The sequence below is a fragment of the Bacillus sp. G16 genome, from assembly GCF_021282335.1.
In the GTDB taxonomy this organism is placed as follows: domain Bacteria; phylum Bacillota; class Bacilli; order Bacillales; family Bacillaceae; genus Bacillus; species Bacillus inaquosorum.
In genome coordinates, this window is sequence record NZ_JAJSOZ010000010.1 from 139166 (window position 1) to 161618 (window position 22453).

Sequence of the window (22453 nt, forward strand, 5' to 3'; positions counted from 1 at the left end):
TTCTTGACGAATAACCCTGACGATATTTTTTCTTCGGCCTTCGTCAGATCGAACACGGATCACATGGATTTTGTCTGGAACAGGCAGGACTATGACTGCTTGCATCCGACTAATTTTCGGAAGAATTCCTTCCTTTTCATAAAACCGCAGCGTTGAAGAAGGAATACCAAACATGTTCTTTACTTATTGAATTCGATACATCTCATCACCTTCATTTTGTTAAAGTTAGGTCTAAGTATAATCCAAAGGTGCAAAGCCAAATTAATTATCAATCTAAAAATGATAGTTACAGGATTCTAGGATTCGTTATTATCATTATTATGACCGATGTTCCCTTTTAAAAGAATCATGTATGATCAACATAGAAAACGCTTTCAATGAAAGGGGAATGCCAATATGCCTTATCTGAAACGAGTGTTGTTGCTTTTTGTCACTGGATTGTTTATGAGTTTGTCTGCAATCACTTCTACTGCCTCGGCTCAAACAGGCGGATCGTTTTTTGACCCTTTTAACGGCTATAACTCTGGCTTTTGGCAAAAAGCAGATGGTTATTCAAATGGAAATATGTTCAACTGCACTTGGCGGGCTAATAACGTATCAATGACGTCATTGGGTGAAATGCGTTTGGCGCTAACAAGTCCATCTTATAACAAGTTTGACTGCGGGGAAAACCGGTCTGTTCAAGCATATGGCTATGGACTTTATGAAGTCAGAATGAAACCAGCTAAAAACGTAGGGATCGTTTCATCTTTCTTCACATACACAGGCCCAACGGATGGAACTCCTTGGGATGAGATTGATATTGAATTTTTAGGAAAAGACACAACAAAGGTTCAATTTAACTATTACACAAATGGTGTAGGAAACCATGAGAAGCTAGTGGATCTCGGATTTGATGCGGCTAATGCCTATCATACGTATGCGTTCGATTGGCAGCCAAACTCTATTAAGTGGTATGTCGATGGGCAATTAAAACATACTGCGACAAGCCAAATTCCGACAACACCAGGAAAGATCATGATGAACCTGTGGAATGGTACGGGTGTCGATGAATGGCTCGGTTCCTACAATGGTGTAACACCGCTATACGCTCATTACGACTGGGTGCGTTATACAAAAAAATAATGTCAAATGTGATAAGAGCCTGCTGCCTCAGTATAGCCAGGCTCTTATGATTGTAGTGAGAAGTTGTTGGCATGAATATCTTCTATTCACTCAAAATATCCAATGTGATATATATTTTGATCTTGGGTTTTCGGATGATACAGAACAAAAGGATTTCCGCCAGCGGAAATCCTTTTTTCATTAAAACGAGATAATCCCAATCAAGAGCGCTGCAATCGTCATCACAATCGTTGTCCCCACGGCCCATTTGATGGTGAATTTTTGATGGTCGCCAAAGCTGACGCCTGCCATTCCGACCAATAGATAGGTGGAAGGCACAAGCGGGCTGAGTAGATGCACCGGCTGGCCCAGCAAGGAGGCCCTTCCGATTTCAGCGGCGTCTATTCCGTAAGCGGAAGCGGCTTCTGCAATGATGGGAAGGACACCGAAGTAAAAGGCGTCATTCGACATAAAAAAGGTGAATGGCATGCTGACAATGGCAGTGATCAAGGGCAGGTGCGGGCCCATGGCATCAGGGATGAGTGAAACGAGAGAATGTGCCATCGCATCGACCATTTTTGTGCCGGAGAGAATGCCTGTGAAAATACCAGCCGCAAACACCATGGACACAACGTTTAACGCATTTCCCGCATGCGCCGAGATCCGTTTCTGCTGCTCTTTGACATTTGGATAGTTTACCATCAAGGCGATGGCGAACGCGATCATAAAAAGAACAGGGATCGGAAGCAGGCTGGTGATCAGAGCGGCCATCAGAGCGATAGTCAGCAGCAGGTTAAACCATTGGAGAGCGGGACGCTTGAGCGGCGCTGCATCCGGATCGGAGGACGGCGCGTGTTCAATCGAAATGACGCCGAGCCGCTTTCGCTCTTTCTTTCCAAGGATATAAGCAACGGCGATCACCCAGAGAACGCCGGCGATCATAGCGGGAATCAGCGGCGTGAAGACCTCCGACGTGTCCAATTTTAAGGAAGCCAAAACCCTCGCTGTCGGCCCGCCCCACGGAATAATGTTCATGACCCCAGAACCGAGCATTGCAATTCCCGCTAATACCAAACGGTTCATGCCGAGCCGTTTGTAAAGAGGCAGCATCGCCGCAATGGTAATCATATAGGTTGTTGTCCCATCCCCGTCCAGCGAAATGGTCATCGTCAGAACCGCGGTGCCGACGGCGATTTTTAACGGATCTCCTTTGACAAGCGATAGGATTTTTGCAATGAGAGGATCGAACAAACCTGAGTCAATCATAATGCCGAAATAAAGGATGGCGAATAACAGCATGATGCCGGTAGGAGCGAGGTCTGTTACGCCCTGAATCATCATCTCGCCAAGATCTTTGCCGAATCCGCTGATCAGGGCAAACACAACAGGAACAACAATCAACGCAATAAGAGCGGAAAGCCGGTTAGAAATAATAAGGTACATAAAGACAATCATCATCACAAAACCGAGTATGGCAAGCACGATATGACCTCCCCCATTTAACAGCACATTTTTAGTAAGCGCTTCCACATTTTCTTTTTGAGAAGAAGGCTTATTTCAAATGTGTATGACCTCATCCTGATATGTAGACCTAAAATCCTATTGAGCGGATTAGCAGTTTATATGAAGAATGCCACGGGTAAATGTGCTGTAGAATGTTTCGTTTTAAAAAGGGGGAACAGACATGAGTGATGATCAAAACAAACGTGTAAATGAACACTCAAAGGACGAGCAGCTTGAGCAGTACAGGGTCGATAACGGCGGGAAGAAAATGACGACAAACCAAGGTTTGCGAGTGTCGGAGGATGAGCACTCGTTAAAAGCCGGGGTTCGCGGCCCGACGCTGATGGAGGATTTTCACTTCCGGGAGAAAATGACGCACTTTGACCATGAGAGGATTCCGGAGCGTGTTGTGCATGCGCGCGGGTATGGCGTGCATGGCTTTTTTCAGGTTTACGAGCCGATGACCGAGTATACACGGGCCAAATTTCTTCAGGACCCTTCAGTGAAGACACCTGTATTTGTCCGGTTTTCAACTGTTGCGGGTTCTAAAGGCTCCGCAGACACAGTGCGGGACGCAAGAGGCTTTGCGACGAAATTTTATACTGAAGAAGGAAACTATGATCTTGTAGGAAATAACATCCCGGTGTTTTTCATTCAGGATGCGATCAAATTTCCGGATTTGGTTCACGCGTTTAAGCCTGAACCTCACAATGAAATGCCTCAGGCCGCGACCGCTCATGATACGTTTTGGGATTTTGTCGCCAATAACCCTGAGTCGGCTCACATGGTGATGTGGACGATGTCTGACAGAGGTATTCCTCGCAGCTACAGAATGATGGAAGGCTTCGGCGTTCACACGTTCCGATTTGTCAATGAACAAGGAAAGGCGCGTTTTGTGAAATTCCACTGGAAGCCAGTGCTCGGCGTACATTCTCTCGTATGGGATGAAGCGCAGAAAATTGCCGGGAAAGATCCTGATTTCCACCGCCGCGACCTGTGGGAAACGATTGAAAACGGCGGCACGGTTGAATATGAGCTCGGCGTGCAGATGATTGATGAAGAAGATGAATTCCAATTTGATTTTGATATCCTTGATCCGACAAAGCTGTGGCCGGAAGAGCTTGTACCGGTGAAGATCATTGGGAAAATGACGCTGAACCGTAACCAGGATAATGTGTTTGCGGAAACGGAACAAGTCGCATTCCACCCGGGAAATGTCGTGCCGGGCATCGATTTTACCAATGACCCGCTATTGCAGGGACGGCTTTTCTCTTATACCGACACACAGCTCATCCGTCTTGGCGGCCCGAACTTTCATGAGCTTCCGATTAACCGGCCGGTATGTCCGTTCCATAACAATCAATACGACGGCTATCACCGGATGACGATCAATAAGGGGCCGGTCGCTTATCATAAAAACTCTCTGCAAAACAATGACCCGTCGCCAGCGACAGCCGAAGAAGGCGGCTACGTCCACTATCAGGAGAAAGTCGAGGGCAAAAAAATCCGCCAGCGGAGCGACAGCTTCAACAATTATTACTCACAGGCGAAGCTGTTTTGGAACAGTATGTCTCCTGTCGAGAAACAGCACATTATCTCTGCCTTCTGCTTTGAGGTCGGGAAGGTCAAAAGCAAGGGCGTGCAGCGGCAGGTCGTTGACGTCTTCAGCAATGTGGATACAGGCTTAGCAGAAGAAATCGCCAAAGGAGTGGGCGTGGCGCCGCCGGCGAAACGGAAAGCATCAAAAGAAATTCTTACCTCACCTGCGTTAAGCCAAGCCCGTACAGTGAAAACAGCGTCAACGAGAAAAGTCGCTGTTCTCGCCGGAAACGGATTTCATGAAAAAGAGCTGCAAACAGTGCTGGATGCCTTAAAGCAAGAAGGGATCTCAGCGGATATCATCAGCCAAACGCTGGGGTACATCACAAGCGGCACTGGACAGCAGCTTGAGGCTGGCGGCACGTTCCTGACGGCTGATTCCGTTTTGTATGATGCTGTCTATGCCGCAGGAGGACCGGAGTTAAAAGGCAACAAACAAGCGATAGCGTTTATCAGAGAAGCCTACAGCCACTATAAAGCGATCGGTGCAGCGAACGAAGGAATTGATCTTCTTCAATCAGCTGTCGGGGCAACAGAGGGGCCGGGCATCGTGACTGCGAAAGATGAAGCGGACTACACCGCTTTCAGCAAGGCGTTTATCGAGGCCGTCGCCGCACACCGCCATTGGGATAGACGAATTTGATCTGCTCCTGTATCTTAAAGGAAGATACTTTTCATAAGGAGCATGACAAATGAACGAAAAACAACTCGCTGAAGCTTACGAACGCGATGAAAATATGATGATTTTGGTGTTTGCCCAATGGTGCGTGAACCATGATCTTGATCCGGTGGAGCTGTACGCCAAAGCATATCCGCAGCAAAAGCTGAATGAAAGCTTGAAAAAAACCATGGACGAACTGGTCGTGCCCAAACACGAATCAGAACACATTCCGGATCAGACCGTCATTGCGGTGTTAGAGATGTTTGGAAATACAGATTTGGCACAAGCGGTTCACGAAGCAATTGCTGAGCGTAAACAATAAAAAAAGAGACATATTGTGTCTCTTTTTTTATTAGAAAAATCGAGCTATTAGACCTAGAAACTTCTTTTCACTTCCATCAGTCTATAAAAGTGTACCTTGCAGAAAAAAGGGAATAATAAGCAATGCACATTAAAGGAGGAGATCGTATGAAATGGAATAACATGCTGAAAGCCGCGGGGATTGCAGTTTTGCTTTTTGCTGTATTTGCATATGCGGCCCCATCATCAAAAGCAGCTCAAGAGAAAACACCGACTGTCAGCAGCCATACGTACAAAAAGATCAAGGAATTAAAGTATCCACAGGTGCATCACATCGGAAATGCCGCGTTTGAAAAGAAAATCAATCAAGAGCTGAAAGCCTACATTGAACAATCGTATCAGGAATACCTGAAAAACAAAAAAGCAGGCGAACAGCAGGGCTTCAAAGCGGAATATCAAACATCCTTCAGCGTCAAATACAATGCGGCAGGCAAGCTCAGCATTCAAACGCTCAATTATATTTATTCAGGCGGCGCCCATGGTTTAACATCTGTTCAGTCCTTCAACTATGACTTGAAAGCACAAAAGCGGGTGACACTGAATCAGATTCTGAATACCAAAACAAAAATCAGCAAAACGAAAGACTACCTATACAGCTATATCAAAAAACATGACACGCTGTTTTTCCCTGACGTAAAGAAAGAGGATATTACCCTTAACCAAGACACAACGTTTTACTTTACGAAAAACGGGATCGCCATCGTCTTCGGCCAGTATGACTTGGGACCTTATGCAGCCGGAATCCGTGATGTGCAGGTGCCTTCCTCTATTTATCAATAATCAAAAGAGCCATATCCGCAAAAGGGATATGGCTCAATGTTTCTACCACACAAACAGGCCGACAATCGCAGCACTTAGTAAAGATACCGCAATTCCGCTGACGAGCAATTTCCACACGTTTTTCCCGATGACCGTTGACTTTTCGCCGTCAAGGATCGAGTTGTACGTACCATAAATCATGCCGACTGTACTGAAGTTGGCAAATGACGTCAGGAATGTCGTCGCCACCGCAACTGTGTGAGGCGGAAGTGATTTGAGATTTTCTTTCAAGTCAAGCATCGCAACAAACTCGTTCGTTGCCAATTTCATTCCCATCAGCTGAGCGACATACATCGCATCGTGTACCGGCAGCCCAAGCAGGAATGCGAAAGGACTGAAGAGATAAGCAAAAATCGTCTGGATGGTGAGGCCGTGTACGAAAACGCCAAGAATGCCATTGACTGCTGACGTTAATGCGACATATCCGATCACCATTGCCAAAATAACGATAACCATGTTCATGCCGACAAGCATACTGTTAGAAATCGTAGAGAAAAAGTCTTTCTTCTCTTCTTTAGGCGGTGTATAGATGATATCTTCATCTTCCGGCACGTGAACAGGGTTCAGCAGGTTTGCGATAATCAGCGCGTTTAAGCAGTTTAAAGGAATCGCTGTAAATACGTATGTCGCCGGCACCATTGACAGGTAAGATCCAATAATGGAGCCGCTGATGCTGCTCATGCTCATCAAGCCGAATGTAAGCAGGCGGTTGTTATTTAATACCGTAAGCTGCTGGCGGATGACCGCAAGTGCTTCCGTATTTCCCAAGAACATCATTTGAATAGAGAAAAAGCTTTCTAATTTCGGCAAGCGGGAAGCCTTTGAAATCACCCATCCGATTTTATCAATCAGCCAAGGCAAAATGCCGAAATATGTTAAAATATCAAAGAATGTGACGATAAAGATAATTGGAAGAAGTGCACTAAAGAAAAAGTCTACTGTTTCATTCGCCATGACAGACGGGAAGGCAAACGCGATACCGTCACTGGCGCAAGCAATCAGCCAAGTGAAGAAATCACCAATTTTGCCGATGGCCCAGCTCCCGACTTTTGTTCCCAGCATAAACCAAGTAATCAGCAATTCCAGAACAATTAACGTAATGATCGGGCGCCACTTGATTTTCTTTTTCTGCGGAGAACATAGGAATACAACTGCCATAATCACAATGAGACCGACAAGGTTTAATAAAAAGTACATGATAGCAACTCCTATGAGGTTTATTATGGAAACAAAAAAAGCTCTTATCCTTCACAAATTCTGGAAGTGCAGAAAGTGTGAAAAATAAGAGCAAACAGAAAAGAACTTGTCCTTTTCAACTCGTTCAAATTTATTCAAACTTTCTTGTAGTCTAGTTTTTTACGGTTACTAGGTAGAAACAATCAGACCATATTACTGATCATATACAAGAATGTCTATTTTCTAAGTTGATAGCAGTATTTTATCCTTTCAATTTTTGAAAATCAACCTTTTTAACTATTTTCACAATAATAAAATTTATATTTTGAAATTGAGAAAATAAAGGAAAAACATGTTGGATTGCTATGTTGATATGATTTTGATGAGGCAACAGCATTGCAGCGCTGTTTTTTCTCCTATATATGGTTTCAGCTCCTAGAGGTTTGTTGTATGATGTACATGGGGAAACCCTATACAGCAAAAAAGGGAGTTTTTTCATGATTATCCAATTCATTCGTTATAGATAATGACAGGTATAGACAATCTGCCAGACCTGGCCAATTTTTGTAAAAGGCTCAGGTTTATTTGTCTATGCCTTTTTCATTTATCTAAAAATGAATGAATGAGGTGTTTTTTATCATGAAACGAACAGCTGATGTCAGCCAATTCGCACCCATGTTTCGATGCCCGCTCTGCGGTTCTTCCATGGATGCGGCTTCAGGAAAAAGCTTGATTTGTACAGAACGAGGGCATACATTTGATAGATCTCGGCACGGATATGTGAACTTCCTGACGAAGCCGGTCAAAACCGGTTACGATGCCGGGCTTTTTGAGGCGAGGAGCAGGCTGATTGGGGAATGCCGGTTTTTTGAACCACTCCATCATGCAATTGCAGATCTCATCAGTCACCTCAAATCTGGTGAAGAAGCTTTCACCATCTTGGACAGCGGATGCGGTGAGGGATCTCATTTGAATGCGCTTTGCGGCTTTGATTATGCAGGGAAAACAGCGATGGGAGCAGGCATCGATCTTTCAAAGGATGGGATTGTAAAAGCTTCTAAGACATTCAAAGATCAAATGTGGGCGGTTGCCGATGTGGCGTGTGCCCCCTTTCATGACCGCCAATTTGATGTTGTCCTGTCTATTTTTTCGCCGTCCAATTATGCAGAGTTTCATAGATTGCTGAAGGATGACGGCATGCTCATTAAAGTAGTGCCGCGAAAAGATTATTTAATAGAATTAAGGCAATTTTTATATACTGATTCACCAAGGCGTACGTATTCCAATACGGCAGCTGTTGAGCGTTTTACAGCGAATGTTGAACGCAGCCAACAAGCGAGGCTGCGCTATGTCAAAACGCTTAACCGGCAAGCGATACATTGGCTGCTCCAGATGACGCCGCTCGCCTGGTCGGCGCCGAAAGACCGAGTCAGCCTGCTGAAAGAGATGAAATCAGCCGATATCACGGTTGATGTCGATATTCTAATAGGAATGAAATGATGGCAGAGGAAAGCTCCGAAAAAAGGAGCTTTCCTTTTTTAATCGGAATAGTTGGCCCGCGCTTCTCGTACATATGGAAAGGGGACGGAAACAGCCGATGCGGAGAGTTTTTGTAAACGCTTTCTAGTCCATGGAAATGGGGGATGCTTGTGGAACTGATTATTATTCTATTGGCGCTAGGCTTGCTGATGTTTACGGCGTATCGGGGATTTTCTGTCATTTTGTTTGCGCCGATTTGCGCGTTATTCGCGGTGCTGCTGACTGATCCAAGCCATGTGCTTCCTTTTTTCTCATCGATTTTTATGGAAAAGATGGCGGGTTTTATTAAGCTGTATTTTCCGGTATTTTTGCTCGGTGCGATTTTTGGAAAGGTCGTCGAAATGTCAGGGCTCGCGGCATCGATTGCGAAAACGATTGTCAGGCTTGTCGGGGCAAAAAGAGCGATACTTGCAATTGTGCTGATGGGCGCTATCTTGACGTACAGCGGCGTCAGCCTGTTTGTTGTGGTGTTTGCCGTATATCCGTTTGCGAAAAATCTGTTCCGAGAAGCAAACATACCGAAACGCCTTATCCCGGGAACGATTGCTTTAGGGGCTTTTACGTTTACGATGGACGCACTTCCGGGTACGCCGCAGATTCAAAATGTCATCCCGACGACGTTTTTCAAAACAGACATTTATGCCGCTCCTTGGCTTGGCTTGATCGGCGCAGTGATTGTGCTGGCAGCGGGCATGCTCTATTTGGAATCGAGGCGAAAAAAAGCACAGGCATCCGGCGAGGACTATGGCGGTTTTGATTCGGAGGATTCAGCCGCTCTCGAAAAGTCTGAGTTCGCGGCAGAACCTGACAAAAGCCCGGTGCAGCATGCGCTTGCCTTTGTCCCGCTTATACTCGTAGGTGCAATGAATAAATGTTTCACCATATACCTTCCAAAGTGGTATCCGAATGGATTTGATTTTTCGTCGATCGGATTAAAGGAGTTCGGAAAGCTTGATATTTCTTCAGCCGCTGCCATTTGGTCGGTTGAGCTCGCTCTGGTAATTGGCATCATCACAACAATTTTATTTGATTGGAGAAGAGTGTTTGCCCAAATGAAGGAGGGGCTGAATGAAGGGATCGGCGGCGCCTTGCTGGCATCTATGAATACGGGTGCCGAGTATGGTTTCGGCGGCGTTATCGCCGCACTGCCGGGGTTTCACAAGCTGAGCAGCGGAATTTCGCACACCTTTACCGACCCGCTTGTAAACGGGGCTGTCACGACAACAGCGCTGGCGGGAATCACCGGGTCGGCTTCAGGAGGTATGGGCATTGCGTTAAGCGCGATGTCGGATCAATATTTGCAGGCGATTCAGGCTTACAACATTCCGCCGGAAGTGATGCATCGGGTCATTTCGATGGCATCAGGCGGTATGGATACGCTGCCGCATAATGGTGCTGTCATCACGCTTCTGGCCGTGACGGGACTGACTCACCGGCAATCGTATCGGGATATTTTTGCGATCACGCTCATCAAAACGGCTGCCGTATTTGCTGTGATCGCGATTTACAGCCTGACGGGTCTAGTGTAGGAGAAAACGAAAGGGGCATCAATATGGGAAAAGTGCTGTCATCTAGTAAGGAAGCTGCGGAACTGATTCATGATGGTGATACGCTGATCGCAGGAGGATTCGGGCTGTGCGGCATTCCTGAACAGCTCATTTTGGCGATAAGAGACAAGGGAGCAAAGGATTTAACCGTTGTCAGCAATAATTGCGGAGTCGATGATTGGGGGCTTGGTTTGCTTTTGGCTAACAGGCAAATCAAGAAAATGATCGCATCCTATGTCGGTGAAAATAAAATTTTTGAGCGGCAGTTTTTAAGCGGAGAGCTTGAGGTCGAGCTTGTTCCCCAAGGAACGCTCGCCGAGAGAATTCGCGCAGGCGGCGCGGGCATACCGGGATTTTACACGGCGACAGGCGTCGGCACCTCAATAGCCGAGGGAAAAGAACATAAAACGTTCGGCGGCCGGACATATGTGCTGGAGCGAGGCATCACCGGCGATGTGGCGATCGTTAAAGCGTGGAAAGCGGACACTATGGGGAATTTGGTTTTTCGGAAAACGGCGAGAAATTTCAATCCCGTTGCCGCCATGGCAGGCAAGATCACGATTGCCGAGGCGGAAGAAATTGTGGAAGCGGGAGAGCTCGATCCAGATCACATCCACACACCGGGAATTTACGTACAGCATGTGGTGCTTGGCGCAAGCCATGAAAAACGGATTGAAAAACGAACAGTTCGGCAAGCGGCGGGAAAGGGTGAGGCGAAATGAAGGAAGCGAGAAAACGAATGGTCAAACGGGCTGTACAAGAAATTAAGGATGGCATGAACGTCAATCTTGGGATTGGAATGCCGACGCTTGTCGCAAATGAGATACCCGATGGCGTTCACGTCATGCTTCAGTCAGAAAACGGTTTGCTCGGAATCGGCCCCTATCCTGTGGAAGGAGCGGTAGACGCGGACTTGATCAATGCGGGAAAGGAAACGATCACAGAAGTGACGGGCGCCTCCTATTTTGACAGCGCTGAGTCATTCGCAATGATAAGAGGCGGGCATATCGATTTGGCTATCCTTGGCGGCATGGAGGTTTCTGAGCAGGGCGATTTGGCCAATTGGATGATCCCCGGCAAAATGGTCAAAGGGATGGGCGGCGCCATGGATCTCGTCAACGGGGCGAAACGGATCGTTGTCATCATGGAGCATGTCAATAAACATGGCGAGTCAAAGGTGAAACAAGCTTGCACCCTTCCGCTGACAGGCCAGAAAGTCGTGCACAGGCTGATTACGGATTTGGCTGTGTTTGATTTTGATAACGGCCGCATGACACTGACTGAGCTTCAGGAAGGCGTCACAATTGAAGAGGTTTATGAAAAAACAGAAGCTAATTTCGCTGTAAGCCAGTCTGTGCTCAAACAAAATTCTTAATGGGAAGGTGTTTGACATGAACAAACAAGTCGCATTGGTGACAGGGGCAGCCGGCGGAATCGGATTCGAAATCGCAAAGGAATTCGCCCGTGAAGGCGCCAGCGTCATCGTTTCGGATCTCCATCAGGAAGCGTGTGAAAAGGCCGCCTCCAAGCTTGCCGAAGAAGGCTTTGACGCAGCAGCCATTCCGTGTGATGTGGCAAAGGAAACGCAAGTCGCTGATACGGTGAACGCCATCCAGAAACGATACGGCCGCTTGGATATTTTGGTGAACAATGCCGGTATTCAGCACGTCGCCCCGATTGAAGAGTTTCCCACAGAAACCTTTGAGCAGCTGATCAAGGTCATGCTGACGGCGCCCTTCATTGCGATGAAGCATGTTTTTCCGCTCATGAAAAAACAGCAGTTTGGCAGAATCATTAATATCGCGTCTGTTAATGGTTTAGTCGGCTTTGCGGGGAAATCCGCTTATAATAGCGCCAAGCACGGCGTCATTGGGCTGACAAAGGTCGGGGCGCTGGAAGGCGCCCCCCACGGAATTACAGTCAACGCGCTCTGCCCGGGTTATGTCGATACTCAGCTTGTCCGCAATCAGCTGAGCGATCTTTCGAAAACAAGAAATGTCCCTTACGACTCCGTACTTGAACAGGTCATTTTTCCGCTTGTCCCGCAAAAACGACTGCTTTCCGTCAAGGAAATCGCGGATTATGCGGTGTTTTTGGCAAGCGGGAAAGCGAAGGGCGTCACCGGGCAGGCTGTCGTCCTTGATGGGGGCTACACCGCTCAATGACATAAAAAAACACACTTGCTCCGTTAGGGAATCAAGTGTGTTTTTTGGCTTATTTCCAAACATCGTTAGCGATCTCAACCACATGGCGGAGCTTTGCCCATTGCTGTTCTTCAGTCAGCTTGTTGCCTTCCTCAGTTGAAGCGAATCCGCATTGAGGGCTGAGACAAAGCTGGTCTAAGCTCACATAACGGGACGCTTCTTCGATACGGCGTTTCACGTCGTCCGGATGTTCAAGCTCACCGAATTTAGATGTCACTAAGCCGAGGACAAGCTGAAGATCAGAGCGCTTTACATAACGGAGCGGTTCAAATCCGCCTGAGCGTGAATCATCATACTCCAGGAATAGACCGTCCAGGTTCAAGCCGTCAAAAATGGTTTCGGCTGCTGCGTCATAGCCGCCTTCTGCTGTCCAAGTGGACTGGAAGTTGCCGCGGCAAATATGCATGGTAACCGTCAGATCATCAGGACGGTCTGCAATCGCGTCGTTAATCGATTTCGCAAACAGCTGGCGAAGCTCGTCAGGCGTTGTTCCGAACGCCTCGATTTGTTTTAAGCCTTTTTCAGATAAGAAAACAGCCCATGCCGTATCATCAAGCTGGAGGTAGCGGCAGCCTCTGTCATAAAACGCTTGAATCGCTTTTTTATATGCTTTGGATACATCGTGCTGGAAAAGGTGATAGTCTTTTTTGTACGCATCCTTTTCCAGTTTTCCGCGGAAAAACAGCATATTCGGGCTCGGGATCGTCATTTTTGGCGTCGCGTCACCGGCAATGCTATGGAGAAATGAGTAATCTTCAAGCATTGGGTGAGTTGAAAAGTCGATATCGCCTGTGACTTTAATGCCGCGTGCTTTTGTCTGTACGTTATGGAATTGAATGCCCTGCTCAGGAGTAAACGGGTCAACGCCATCCAGGTTTTCCAGGAAATCAAAATGCCACCAGGCTCTGCGGAATTCACCGTCTGTCACGACGTTCAGTCCGGTTTCCTTTTGTTTTTCCACAATGCGGATGATTTCATCGTTTTCGATCTGGCGAAGCTGCTCAGCCGTAATCTCGCCGGCCGCTTTTTGCAGCCGCGCTTTTTTGACGGGCTCTGATCTCAGCAGGCTTCCGACTTGATCCGCGCGAAACGGCGGTTTTTTTCTTTGAAGTGATTTTTGTTCTGCGGGTGTTGTTTGTTGTGACATGTTGTCCATTCCTTCTTTCCATTCGAATATAAAAAAGCTCTTCCTTTGGATAAGGAAGAGCTTGCGTGACAATCTCAACCTTATCTTCAAGAGCAATCATTGCTCTAAAGGATTTAGCACCATTCTGTTAAACAGCGGTTGCCGGGTATCGCAGGGCCAGTCCCTCCACCTCTCTTGATAAGGAAAACCTTTTTATGAAATTTTCTGATAGTATCTATTATTCACACATTTTCTGTTTCTGTCAATGATAGATTATCTCCACACATCGTTGGCGATGTCGACGACATGGCGCAGCTTTGCCCATTGCTGCTCCTCTGTCAAAAGATTGCCTTCTTCTGTAGAGGCAAAACCGCACTGCGGGCTGAGGCACAGCTGATCCAGGCTGACAAAACGCGCAGCTTCATTGATTCGGCGTTTCACATCATCAGGATTTTCGAGCTCGCCGTATTTCGATGTGATCAAGCCAAGCACAATTTGCAGATCCTTGCGTTTAACGAAACGGAGCGGATCAAAATTTCCAGAGCGGTCATCATCGTATTCCAAGAACAGCCCGTCCAGGTTTAAGCCGTCCAAAATCGTTTCCGCTACAGCGTCGTAGCCTCCTGATGCCGCCCAAGTCGAACGAAAGTTGCCGCGGCAAATGTGCATCGTGATTGCTAAATCATCAGGGCGGTCTGCCACTGCATCGTTAATCGTTTTGGCAAACAAGGCAGGCAATGTTTCTGGATCGCCGCCGAGCGCCCGGACAACCTCTCTGCCTTTTTCCTCAAAGAAAAGAGACCATGACGTATCATCAAGCTGAAGATAGCGGCATCCAGCGTCATAAAAGGCTTTAATTGCTTTTTTGTACGCTTGGGCCAGATCATGAAAGTATTCCTCTTGGTCGTCATAAATCCCTTTATCCGCCTTTTCACCGAAAAACAGCATATTCGGGCTCGGAATCGTCAGCTTTGGTGTCGCGTCGCCGGCAATCTCATGTAAAAATTGATAATCGGCAAGCGCTGGGTGGCTCGTAAAATCAAGTTTTCCCGTCACTTTGATGCTTCGTGCTTTTGTTTTCGCGTTATGGAACTGAATCCCTTCAGCCGGGATGAACGGTTCCACTCCGTCGAGCCCTTCCAGGAAATCGTAATGCCACCAAGAACGGCGGAATTCTCCGTCTGTTACCACATCGAGACCAATTTCTTTTTGTTTTTCCACAATGCGGGTGATTTCTTGATTTTCAATATCACAAAGCTGATCCGCCGTGATCTCGCCGGCCGCTTTCTTCTGCCGGGCTTCTTTTACCGGAGCAGAGCGCAGTAAACTGCCGACATGATCGGCGCGGAAAGGAGCTTTGTGTTGTTGTACTGTTTTTTGTCCTGCGGCATTTGTTTGTTGAGCCATGTCATTCGCCTCTTTTCTGAAATGTGTTGAGCATAAAAAAGCTCTTCCTTTGTGTAAGGAAGAGCTTGAACGATCAAATCTCCGCCTCATCTGCAAGAACGCAATGTTCTAAAGGATTTAGCACCATTCTGTTTGAAACAGCGGTTGCCGGGTATCATAGGGCCAGTCCCTCCACCTCTCTTGATAAGGTATGTCTTCATATTCAGATTTCAATTATCTTAATATTATTACTTTTGGCTCAATTGTCAATGCTTTTTAGAAAATACTTTCATCTTCATCGTCATATAATACCATATCCAGCACGATAGCGATGGCCGTGCAGATCAGCACATCTTCCTCGTTTGCAATCTGCAAGTGATAGGAATCACCCCAGCTCAGCCACTTCTTGCTCACCGACATCCGGACATTCTTTCCGTCCGTCAGCTGGAATTCATCCTTCCACAAGTCACCGTCAATTTCCCAGTTGAGCTTAGAAATTTCAAATTTTGGTTTGAAAAATGTTAGTTTCTTCGTCACCTCACAAACTGTTTCCCCGCCAATTGAAATCACATATCGCGGCAATAAAGACATTACTTTTTGTTCTATGGAAACGAGTGTTTTTCCGGATGAATCTGTCATTTGCAGCGAGTCCCCTAACGAAAAGAACCGCCCCTCGACCTTGAATGTCTCCTGTTCATCCCGGTCATAAATGTGAAATGCATCTTTAAACGAGAACATCTTTTGTTTCATAAATAATTCGATCATTGCTGAAGTCTCCTTTTGATTTGCCTTGTAAGAGATTACGGAAAGGGGGGCAAAAAGGTTTCAAATTCCAAATCTAGTAACCAGAAACGCGCTGGCCGTTTTTTACGAGTAATTAATGTTTCTAAATTAAAAAAAGGCTGCATCGTTCAGCAGCCTTTCTTTTGAAATATAGTATTAGGAAAGATGCATCCGGCGTTTTTGGCGGATCGCGTCAAGGTCGATTAGGTTGTTGTGATGAGGTGCGGCTGCTGGAAGAGGGCTTGTCTTTTGCGGTTTGCGGCGATTGTCCTTGCTGAAAGAAAAAAGAAGATAGCCGCATAATGCGATGATAATAAAAAGGATCATTTTACATTCCTCCCAAAAAAAAGTTTTGGTATTCTCTATTGTACGGATAAAATGTCAAAAAGTATTCAAAAAATTCGAAATTGGTTAAAAATAAATAACTGCCCCTCAAAAACAGTCTAACCTGATAACCTGAAAATAGTCTTGCAAATTGGTGATTGTTCATGTTGGTGATTGGTTCTATAGTTACTATCGACGATAAAATAAATTCCTTTATATAACTTTTAACCTAAATTTACATAATTCCAATTACCTGTTTTGGGTGCTGTTTTCTTGCTTGTTAGGTTTATACCCTATTTTTCGGAATCAAACACAAAAAACCCAAATTACGGAGCATTTGGGCGGTACGGGGGAATGCAGATTGTGGTTTTGGGGATTTGGATGTCTTATCAGAAGAAGCGTTTGAACATTTTTCTGATCTTTTGAAACGGGCTCGATTTCTTTTGCATTTTAAGAGGCCGGATCGTGATCCATTTTTTAAATAGGCTCTTTTTTGCAGCGATTGCATGTTTTGTCATTGTTTTTCCTCCTCATGTGTTGATACTTGTTTTACGGAGGACGTATTCAAAATGTTTCGTTTTTACGCAAAAAAACCAGCCCTTTTTTGGACTGGCTTTTGGCATTACGCCTGTTCTTCAAACAGCTTTGCAATCTCAACGATGACGTTTACGGCTTTGACCATGTTATCAGCTGAGATGTATTCGAACTTTCCGTGGAAGTTTTCCCCGCCGGTAAAGATGTTTGGCGTCGGGAGTCCCATGTAAGACAGCTGGGATCCGTCCGTGCCGCCGCGGATTGGAGAAATCTTCGGTTCGATGCCGAGGTTTTTCATCGCTTGCTCGGCAATGTTGACGATTTCGATGACAGGTTCGATTTTCTCTCTCATGTTGTAGTATTGATCGTTCATATCAAGCTGAATCCGGTCTTGCCCGTATTCGTTTTGAAGTTCTTCAACGACTCGCTTCATTGTTTCTTTTCTGCTTTGGAAGTTTTCTTTGTCAAAGTCTCTGATAATGTAGTGGAGTTTTGTTTCCTCTACATCTCCTTGAATCGACAGCAGGTGGTAGAAGCCTTCGTAGCCTTCTGTATATTCAGGCGCTTCGTCTGCCGGCAGCAGGCTGTTCAGCTTCATTGCGATTTTTGCAGAGTTGATCATTTTCCCTTTTGCCGTGCCGGGATGTACGTTGTTGCCTTTGATCGTGATTTTTGCGGCAGCGGCATTGAAGCTTTCGTATTCAAGCTCGCCGAGCGGACCGCCGTCAACTGTGTAGGCAAAGGACGCATTGAATCGTTTCACATCAAATTTGTGCGGGCCTCTCCCGATTTCTTCATCAGGCGTAAAGGCGACTCTGATTGTGCCGTGCTTGATTTCAGGGTGTTTGATGAGGTAATCCATGGCTGTCATGATTTCGGCAATGCCGGCTTTATTGTCTGCGCCGAGAAGGGTTGTGCCGTCTGTGGTGATGAGTGTGTGGCCCTTATAGCCGGACAGCTCAGGGAATTGATCAGGCGACAGGATGACCTGAAGCTGTTCGTTAAGGACGATGTCTTTTCCATCGTAGCTCTCGATGATTTGCGGATTCACATTTTTGCCGGTAAAGTCTGTGGCGGTGTCGACGTGGGCGAGAAAGCCGATTGTTGGCACGTCTTTTTCAGTATTGGAGGGAAGAGTCGCCATGACATAGCCGTTTTCATCAATGGCTGCGTCCTGCATGCCGATTGACTTCAATTCATCGACAAGCATGTTTCCTAACGTCAATTGGCCGGGTGTGGAAGGGCAGGTGTCGACGGATTCATCGGACTGTGTGTCGACCTTTACGTATGTAGTAAACCGTTCAATGATTTCTTCTTTCATTTCCAATCATCTCCTTTGTCTTATTTTATCATGGCGGGATGAGAGATTTCTATTGCACAATACCGTTTCGAATGGCAAAAACGACTGCCTGTGTCCGGTCTTGGGCGTTACATTTTTGCAGGATGCGGTGCACGTGGGTTTTCACAGTGCTTTCGCTGACGAAAAGCTTTTCAGCAATCTCTTCATTTCTCAACCCATAGGCCATTTGCTGAAGAACCTCGAGCTCTCTTTTGGTAAACGGCTCTGCCAGTTCTTCGGCTTGAGTCTGTTGCTTCGAGCGAAATGTCTCACTGATAATTTTAGCAGCTGTGGCCGTACGGAAAATCGCTTCGCCTCTGGCCGCGGCGCGAATGGCGTCTATCAATTCTTCAGGAAGCGTATCTTTCAGCAAATAGCCGACTGCACCCGCACGGATGCCTTCAAATACATATTCTTCCGTGTCGAAGGTGGTTAAAATGACAACCTTTGTATCTGGGAGTGCGGACATAATGTCTTTTGCCGCTTCGATGCCTGAGCAATGCGGCATTTGGACATCCATGAGGATGACGTCGGGTTTTGTTTGCTTTGCCAGTGCAATGATGCCGTGTCCGTCGCCGGCCTCACCGGAAACCGTCATATCCGGCTGTGCGTTGATGACATAGCGGAATCCTTCGCGCACTAGCGGCTGATCATCGGCAAGTGCGACGCGTATTTTATCTTTGTTCATCTTTTTGCTCCTTATTCGTTGTCATGAGCGGCAATGCCAGCTCAATTTGCAGGCCGCTCGGCTGCACAGTGCTGAGGGACAGGGAACCGCCTGCTTTTTCAGCGCGCTCTTTCATTCCTGTCAGGCCAAATCCATAAGTAAGATTGCCGGTGAATTGTCCGTCGTCGGTGATTGTGAGATAAAGATGTGTCTCGTCATTTGAGATTACGGCAGCCGCATGGGAAGCGTGAGCATGACGAATGATATTGGTCAGCGCTTCCTGCAAGATGCGGTAGATCGTTTCGCTTACGTTTTGAGGCCAAGACTCTTCTGACAGGCCGGCAGTGTCTAAAGAAACGTGCAAACCGCTCCGTTCCTCCACTTGATGGATAAGCCCCCGCAAAGCGGTAAGGCCAACCATGGATTCACTTCGTCCCATTTGGTGAACGACAGAACGTACTTCTTGAAGGCATTCTCTGGCGACACTCAGTACATTTTGAATGACTTTTTCTGAATCCTCCTTGCTGCTTTTCAGGATATAGGGAAGAGATTGAAGCTGAACAATCACAGAAGTCAGCTGATGGCCGATGCTGTCATGAATGTCGCGGGCTATTCTTGTGCGCTCCTCAAGGACCGCGTACCTTAAAGAAAGAACAGAAGCCTCCTGCAGCTCTGCGTGCGCTTTCTGGAGTTCTTCATGCGCCTGCTCCAGCTGCACGTGCATTTTCGCTAATTCAGCATGATTCCGTTCAGCCTCTTTTCTGGCTTCCCGTCTGAAACGCATGGAGGAGAAGAATACGTACAGTCCGATCATGATCGAGATGTTACTAATGATATCATCCCAGCTGCTGTCAAAAACAGTGTACAGAAAGAAAACGTTGCCTCCAATTAGGCATATTGTAAAGATCAAGGACAGGCGTGCAGGAAGCTTTATAGCCGTATAAACCAATAAAAAGACGATTAAGAAAAAGGCGGCACCCTGCTCTTGGCCGGAAACAGCCCAAAGGAAAACGGTCAGGAGCCAAAGTCCGATGAATATGCCCAAATTGATAGCAGCGGATGCCACATAGGGAATGATCCACACGAATGCTAAGTACACCGCAAACACAAACGCTAACAAAATGGGATCAGCTTCGGATGGATGAGATAAACATTGTATGCAATTCAATATGAGAATAAGGCTCGGCACAAATTTCTTGTAGTGCCGAGCCGAAGATTGTCGGTTCATTCTGGTCCTTCTTTCAGTTATTGAATCGATACTTTGCCTGCGGTCAGCCGTCTGTATGCTTTGTAAAGCATGAGATTGCGGGCTGTGATGGTGCCGAGGGGAATGAAGAACATAGAATGAATAATGGCAATAAAAATCTCGTTGCTCTCAGGCAGCCATATTCTCGCAGCCATACGCAAAGAAAGTATCACTAGAATGAGGATAACACTTCCAAGTGAGCCGCGTGAAGTGACCTTTCCGGTTTCTGGATGAATCCGCACGTTTACCATCTTCCCGATGCCAAACCCGCAGGACAGTCCAATCAGTAATAAGATGCTGCTGATCGCCACGTGTAAAACAGAATGAAAATATGAAGGCTGAAAAGATGCTGATACGCCCCATAACAGCAGCAGCGGAATGATCAGCAATTTCACGGGTTTTACCGTTCTTTCTCGATACATCGATAAAATAATAAGAATAAAGACAATAAAAATATAAGGGCTCATCGCCATGTCATCAAATCCTTTCTGTATGAAGCATAGCGAAAATTGCAAAAGAAAACGTCAACCGGCAGATTGATTTTTCAGCTGCTATACTTGTTCGCGCTGCATAAAGTCATGTAACATGGCGTGAAAATGCTGAATGTCCTCTATATGATTGCCTACAAAAAATATGAAGAAACTATTAATAAACAATTAAACTTCTTAAAAATGGATGTAGGCCAGTTCTAAACACTATATAATAATATCAGGTCATTTTTTAGGAGGGTTTACATCATGGCAATACTTGTTACAGGCGGTGCGGGATACATCGGAAGCCACACATGTGTGGAGTTATTGAACAGCGGCTATGAGATTGTCGTTCTTGATAATCTGTCCAACAGCTCGGCTGAGGCGCTGAACCGCGTCAAGGAGATTACGGGAAAAGATTTAACGTTCTATGAAGCGGATCTATTGGATCGGGAAGCGGTAGATTCCGTTTTTGCGGAAAATGAAATTGAAGCTGTGATTCATTTTGCGGGGTTAAAAGCAGTCGGTGAATCTGTGGCGATTCCGCTCAAATATTATCATAACAATCTGACAGGAACGTTTATTTTATGTGAGGTCATGGAGAAATACGGCGTCAAAAAAATCGTATTCAGTTCGTCTGCGACGGTGTACGGCGTTCCGGAAACATCACCGATTACGGAGGATTTTCCATTAGGTGCGACAAATCCTTATGGGCAGACGAAGCTCATGCTTGAACAAATTTTGCGTGATTTGTATACAGCAGACAATGAATGGAGCGTTGCGCTGCTTCGTTACTTTAATCCGTTCGGCGCGCATCCAAGCGGACGGATCGGTGAAGACCCGAACGGCATTCCGAATAACCTCATGCCGTATGTGGCGCAGGTGGCTGTCGGCAAGCTTGAGCAACTAAGCGTATTCGGAAATGACTATCCGACAAAAGACGGGACAGGCGTACGTGATTATATTCACGTCGTTGATCTTGCAGAAGGCCACGTCAAAGCGCTGGAAAAAGTATTGAACGATACAGGAGCCGATGCATACAACCTCGGAACAGGTACAGGCTACAGCGTGCTTGAAATGGTCAAAGCCTTTGAAAAAGTGTCAGGGAAAGAGGTTCCGTACCGTTTTGCGGACCGCCGTCCTGGAGACATTGCGACCTGCTTCGCAGATCCTGCAAAAGCCAAGCGGGAACTGGGCTGGGAAGCGAAACGAGGCCTTGAGGAAATGTGTGCCGATTCCTGGAGATGGCAGTCTTCTAATGTGAATGGGTATAAGAGTGCGGAATAAGAATAGAGGCCTTCTCAACAGAGAAGGCCTTTTTTAGAGAAAAAGGGCGCCTGAAGGGCACCCTTTTCAGCTATTATTTGATTTTCACAATAACATCATTACTGAATTTGAGCTTCCAAGTTCCTTTAGCGTAAGCATCCTTGTCCACTTCGAATGCTTTCACATCTGTTACTTTAATATTAGGATTTAGATCACTTAATATTTTAGAGTTGTCAACTTTTGTCTCAGTTGCATAGGTCGAAGAAGCATCGATATCGGAATCATAAGAAGTGCCATCGCCATCAACTAATTTAACAGTTGGAATTGAAAAAGAACTTATCGGCTTTTTAGATACGTTTTTAATTGTATATTGAACAGCTACGATAGTGCCTCCATCAGAGGCTTTCTTTTCAATGTATTGAGTGCCGACAGTATCTCTGTCCTCTACTTTCGTAACCGTTACTTCAGTTTTTTCAGTTTTTACAGTATCACCGATATTGTATGTTTTTTCAGTTTCTGCTTTGCTGCTGCTTGATGTTTTGGAAGTGGCTTCTGAACCGCCTCCGCCGCCAATGTTAGCAATAATAATGATAACAACAACTGCGAGAATAAACGTAATGATCTTATGTCGCATAAAAAAGTTACGTTGATCCTTACCACAGTTAGGACATTTTTTTACACCCTTTGCAATTTCTTGACCGCAAGCTTTACAGGGTACTAGTTTTCCTGCCATTATATTTCCTCCTATGTAATTAAATGTACAAAACATATGTACTATTATAGGCATTATAGTACATATG

The 22453-nt window shown here is 46.1% G+C and carries 21 protein-coding genes, 1 pseudogene and 3 riboswitches; of the genes and pseudogenes, 10 read left to right on the top strand and 12 right to left on the bottom strand.

Annotation, left to right across the window (positions count from 1 at the left end):
* Positions 1-396 precede the first annotated feature (396 nt).
* Positions 397-1125, top strand: a complete 729-nt coding sequence (gene bglS / locus LWH95_RS14520; RefSeq protein WP_133485444.1) for a beta-glucanase — start codon at positions 397-399, stop codon at positions 1123-1125.
* A gap of 180 nt (positions 1126-1305) precedes the next feature.
* On the opposite strand, the gene citH is transcribed toward bglS, so the two are convergent.
* Positions 1306-2586 carry a citrate transporter CitH gene (gene citH / locus LWH95_RS14525; RefSeq protein ID WP_232919858.1) on the bottom strand — a complete coding sequence of 427 codons (1281 nt, stop codon included), beginning with the start codon at positions 2584-2586 and terminating at the stop codon, positions 1306-1308.
* 202 nt (positions 2587-2788) lie between these two features.
* On the opposite strand from citH, the gene LWH95_RS14530 reads away from it, so the two are divergent.
* From LWH95_RS14530 to LWH95_RS14540, 3 genes are all read left to right on the top strand, one after another.
* Positions 2789-4849 (top strand): catalase, encoded by a 2061-nt coding sequence (locus LWH95_RS14530; RefSeq protein WP_232919859.1) that lies wholly within the window; start codon positions 2789-2791, stop codon positions 4847-4849.
* A gap of 49 nt (positions 4850-4898) precedes the next feature.
* The gene (locus LWH95_RS14535) at positions 4899-5189 is read left to right on the top strand and encodes a hypothetical protein (protein ID WP_003236216.1); all 291 of its coding nucleotides are present in this window, start codon (positions 4899-4901) and stop codon (positions 5187-5189) included.
* Positions 5190-5335: 146 nt separating this feature from the next.
* The gene (locus LWH95_RS14540; protein WP_133485447.1) at positions 5336-6007 is read left to right on the top strand and encodes a DUF3298 and DUF4163 domain-containing protein; all 672 of its coding nucleotides are present in this window, start codon (positions 5336-5338) and stop codon (positions 6005-6007) included.
* A 42-nt stretch (positions 6008-6049) separates the two neighbouring features.
* On the opposite strand, the gene LWH95_RS14545 is transcribed toward LWH95_RS14540, so the two are convergent.
* On the bottom strand, positions 6050-7243 hold the full coding sequence (locus LWH95_RS14545) for a NupC/NupG family nucleoside CNT transporter (RefSeq protein ID WP_003236213.1): 1194 nt from the start codon (positions 7241-7243) through the stop codon (positions 6050-6052).
* 127 nt (positions 7244-7370) lie between these two features.
* Positions 7371-7472, bottom strand: a riboswitch (purine riboswitch).
* Between the two features lie 389 nt (positions 7473-7861).
* Here LWH95_RS14545 and LWH95_RS14550 point away from each other — a divergent pair.
* The 5 genes from LWH95_RS14550 (at position 7862) to LWH95_RS14570 (ending at position 12473) form a co-directional block, all read left to right on the top strand.
* A complete protein-coding gene (locus LWH95_RS14550; protein WP_232919860.1) occupies positions 7862-8722 on the top strand; it encodes a putative RNA methyltransferase in 861 nt (286 codons plus the stop codon).
* A 149-nt stretch (positions 8723-8871) separates the two neighbouring features.
* Positions 8872-10290, top strand: coding sequence for a GntP family permease (locus tag LWH95_RS14555; protein ID WP_232919861.1), 1419 nt, complete (start codon positions 8872-8874; stop codon positions 10288-10290).
* 23 nt (positions 10291-10313) lie between these two features.
* A complete protein-coding gene (locus LWH95_RS14560) occupies positions 10314-11030 on the top strand; it encodes a CoA transferase subunit A (RefSeq protein ID WP_084995537.1) in 717 nt (238 codons plus the stop codon).
* Positions 11027-11683, top strand: coding sequence for a CoA transferase subunit B (locus LWH95_RS14565; protein WP_133485457.1), 657 nt, complete (start codon positions 11027-11029; stop codon positions 11681-11683). Before LWH95_RS14560 ends, LWH95_RS14565 begins: the two co-directional genes overlap by 4 nt.
* 16 nt (positions 11684-11699) lie before the next feature.
* Positions 11700-12473 (top strand): 3-hydroxybutyrate dehydrogenase, encoded by a 774-nt coding sequence (locus LWH95_RS14570; protein ID WP_232919862.1) that lies wholly within the window; start codon positions 11700-11702, stop codon positions 12471-12473.
* Positions 12474-12522: 49 nt separating this feature from the next.
* Here LWH95_RS14570 and LWH95_RS14575 read toward each other — a convergent pair whose 3' ends face one another.
* From LWH95_RS14575 to LWH95_RS14610, 9 genes and pseudogenes are all read right to left on the bottom strand, one after another.
* The gene (locus tag LWH95_RS14575) at positions 12523-13659 is read right to left on the bottom strand and encodes a 5-methyltetrahydropteroyltriglutamate--homocysteine S-methyltransferase (RefSeq protein ID WP_232919863.1); all 1137 of its coding nucleotides are present in this window, start codon (positions 13657-13659) and stop codon (positions 12523-12525) included.
* Positions 13660-13736: 77 nt separating this feature from the next.
* Positions 13737-13843: riboswitch (SAM riboswitch) on the bottom strand.
* Positions 13844-13911: 68 nt separating this feature from the next.
* Positions 13912-15045: a 5-methyltetrahydropteroyltriglutamate--homocysteine S-methyltransferase gene (locus LWH95_RS14580; RefSeq protein ID WP_232919864.1), complete on the bottom strand. Its 1134-nt coding sequence runs from the start codon at positions 15043-15045 to the stop codon at positions 13912-13914.
* Between the two features lie 83 nt (positions 15046-15128).
* A riboswitch (SAM riboswitch) is annotated at positions 15129-15235 on the bottom strand.
* A 65-nt stretch (positions 15236-15300) separates the two neighbouring features.
* Positions 15301-15789 (bottom strand): LURP-one-related/scramblase family protein, encoded by a 489-nt coding sequence (locus tag LWH95_RS14585; protein ID WP_060399821.1) that lies wholly within the window; start codon positions 15787-15789, stop codon positions 15301-15303.
* Between the two features lie 174 nt (positions 15790-15963).
* Positions 15964-16243 (bottom strand): annotated as a pseudogene (locus LWH95_RS14590) (hypothetical protein).
* Between the two features lie 277 nt (positions 16244-16520).
* Positions 16521-16649 (bottom strand): hypothetical protein, encoded by a 129-nt coding sequence (locus tag LWH95_RS21630; RefSeq protein WP_003236190.1) that lies wholly within the window; start codon positions 16647-16649, stop codon positions 16521-16523.
* Between the two features lie 104 nt (positions 16650-16753).
* Entirely contained in the window at positions 16754-17986 is a 1233-nt protein-coding gene (gene pepT, locus LWH95_RS14595; protein ID WP_148982336.1) for a peptidase T, read from the bottom strand.
* Between the two features lie 49 nt (positions 17987-18035).
* Positions 18036-18692, bottom strand: a complete 657-nt coding sequence (yxjL, locus tag LWH95_RS14600) for a two-component system response regulator YxJL (RefSeq protein ID WP_148982337.1) — start codon at positions 18690-18692, stop codon at positions 18036-18038.
* Positions 18679-19899, bottom strand: coding sequence for a sensor histidine kinase (locus LWH95_RS14605; protein ID WP_148982338.1), 1221 nt, complete (start codon positions 19897-19899; stop codon positions 18679-18681). The genes yxjL and LWH95_RS14605 overlap by 14 nt, the downstream gene beginning before the upstream one ends.
* 17 nt (positions 19900-19916) lie before the next feature.
* The gene (locus LWH95_RS14610; protein ID WP_148982339.1) at positions 19917-20390 is read right to left on the bottom strand and encodes a DUF1453 family protein; all 474 of its coding nucleotides are present in this window, start codon (positions 20388-20390) and stop codon (positions 19917-19919) included.
* Between the two features lie 264 nt (positions 20391-20654).
* Between LWH95_RS14610 and galE the strand changes: the two genes are divergently transcribed.
* Complete coding sequence (galE, locus tag LWH95_RS14615; protein WP_232919865.1) at positions 20655-21674, top strand: UDP-glucose 4-epimerase GalE; 1020 nt, start codon at positions 20655-20657, stop codon at positions 21672-21674.
* Positions 21675-21747: 73 nt separating this feature from the next.
* Here galE and LWH95_RS14620 read toward each other — a convergent pair whose 3' ends face one another.
* Positions 21748-22287 (bottom strand): DUF4352 domain-containing protein, encoded by a 540-nt coding sequence (locus LWH95_RS14620; protein ID WP_148982592.1) that lies wholly within the window; start codon positions 22285-22287, stop codon positions 21748-21750.
* Positions 22288-22453: the final 166 nt, after the last annotated feature.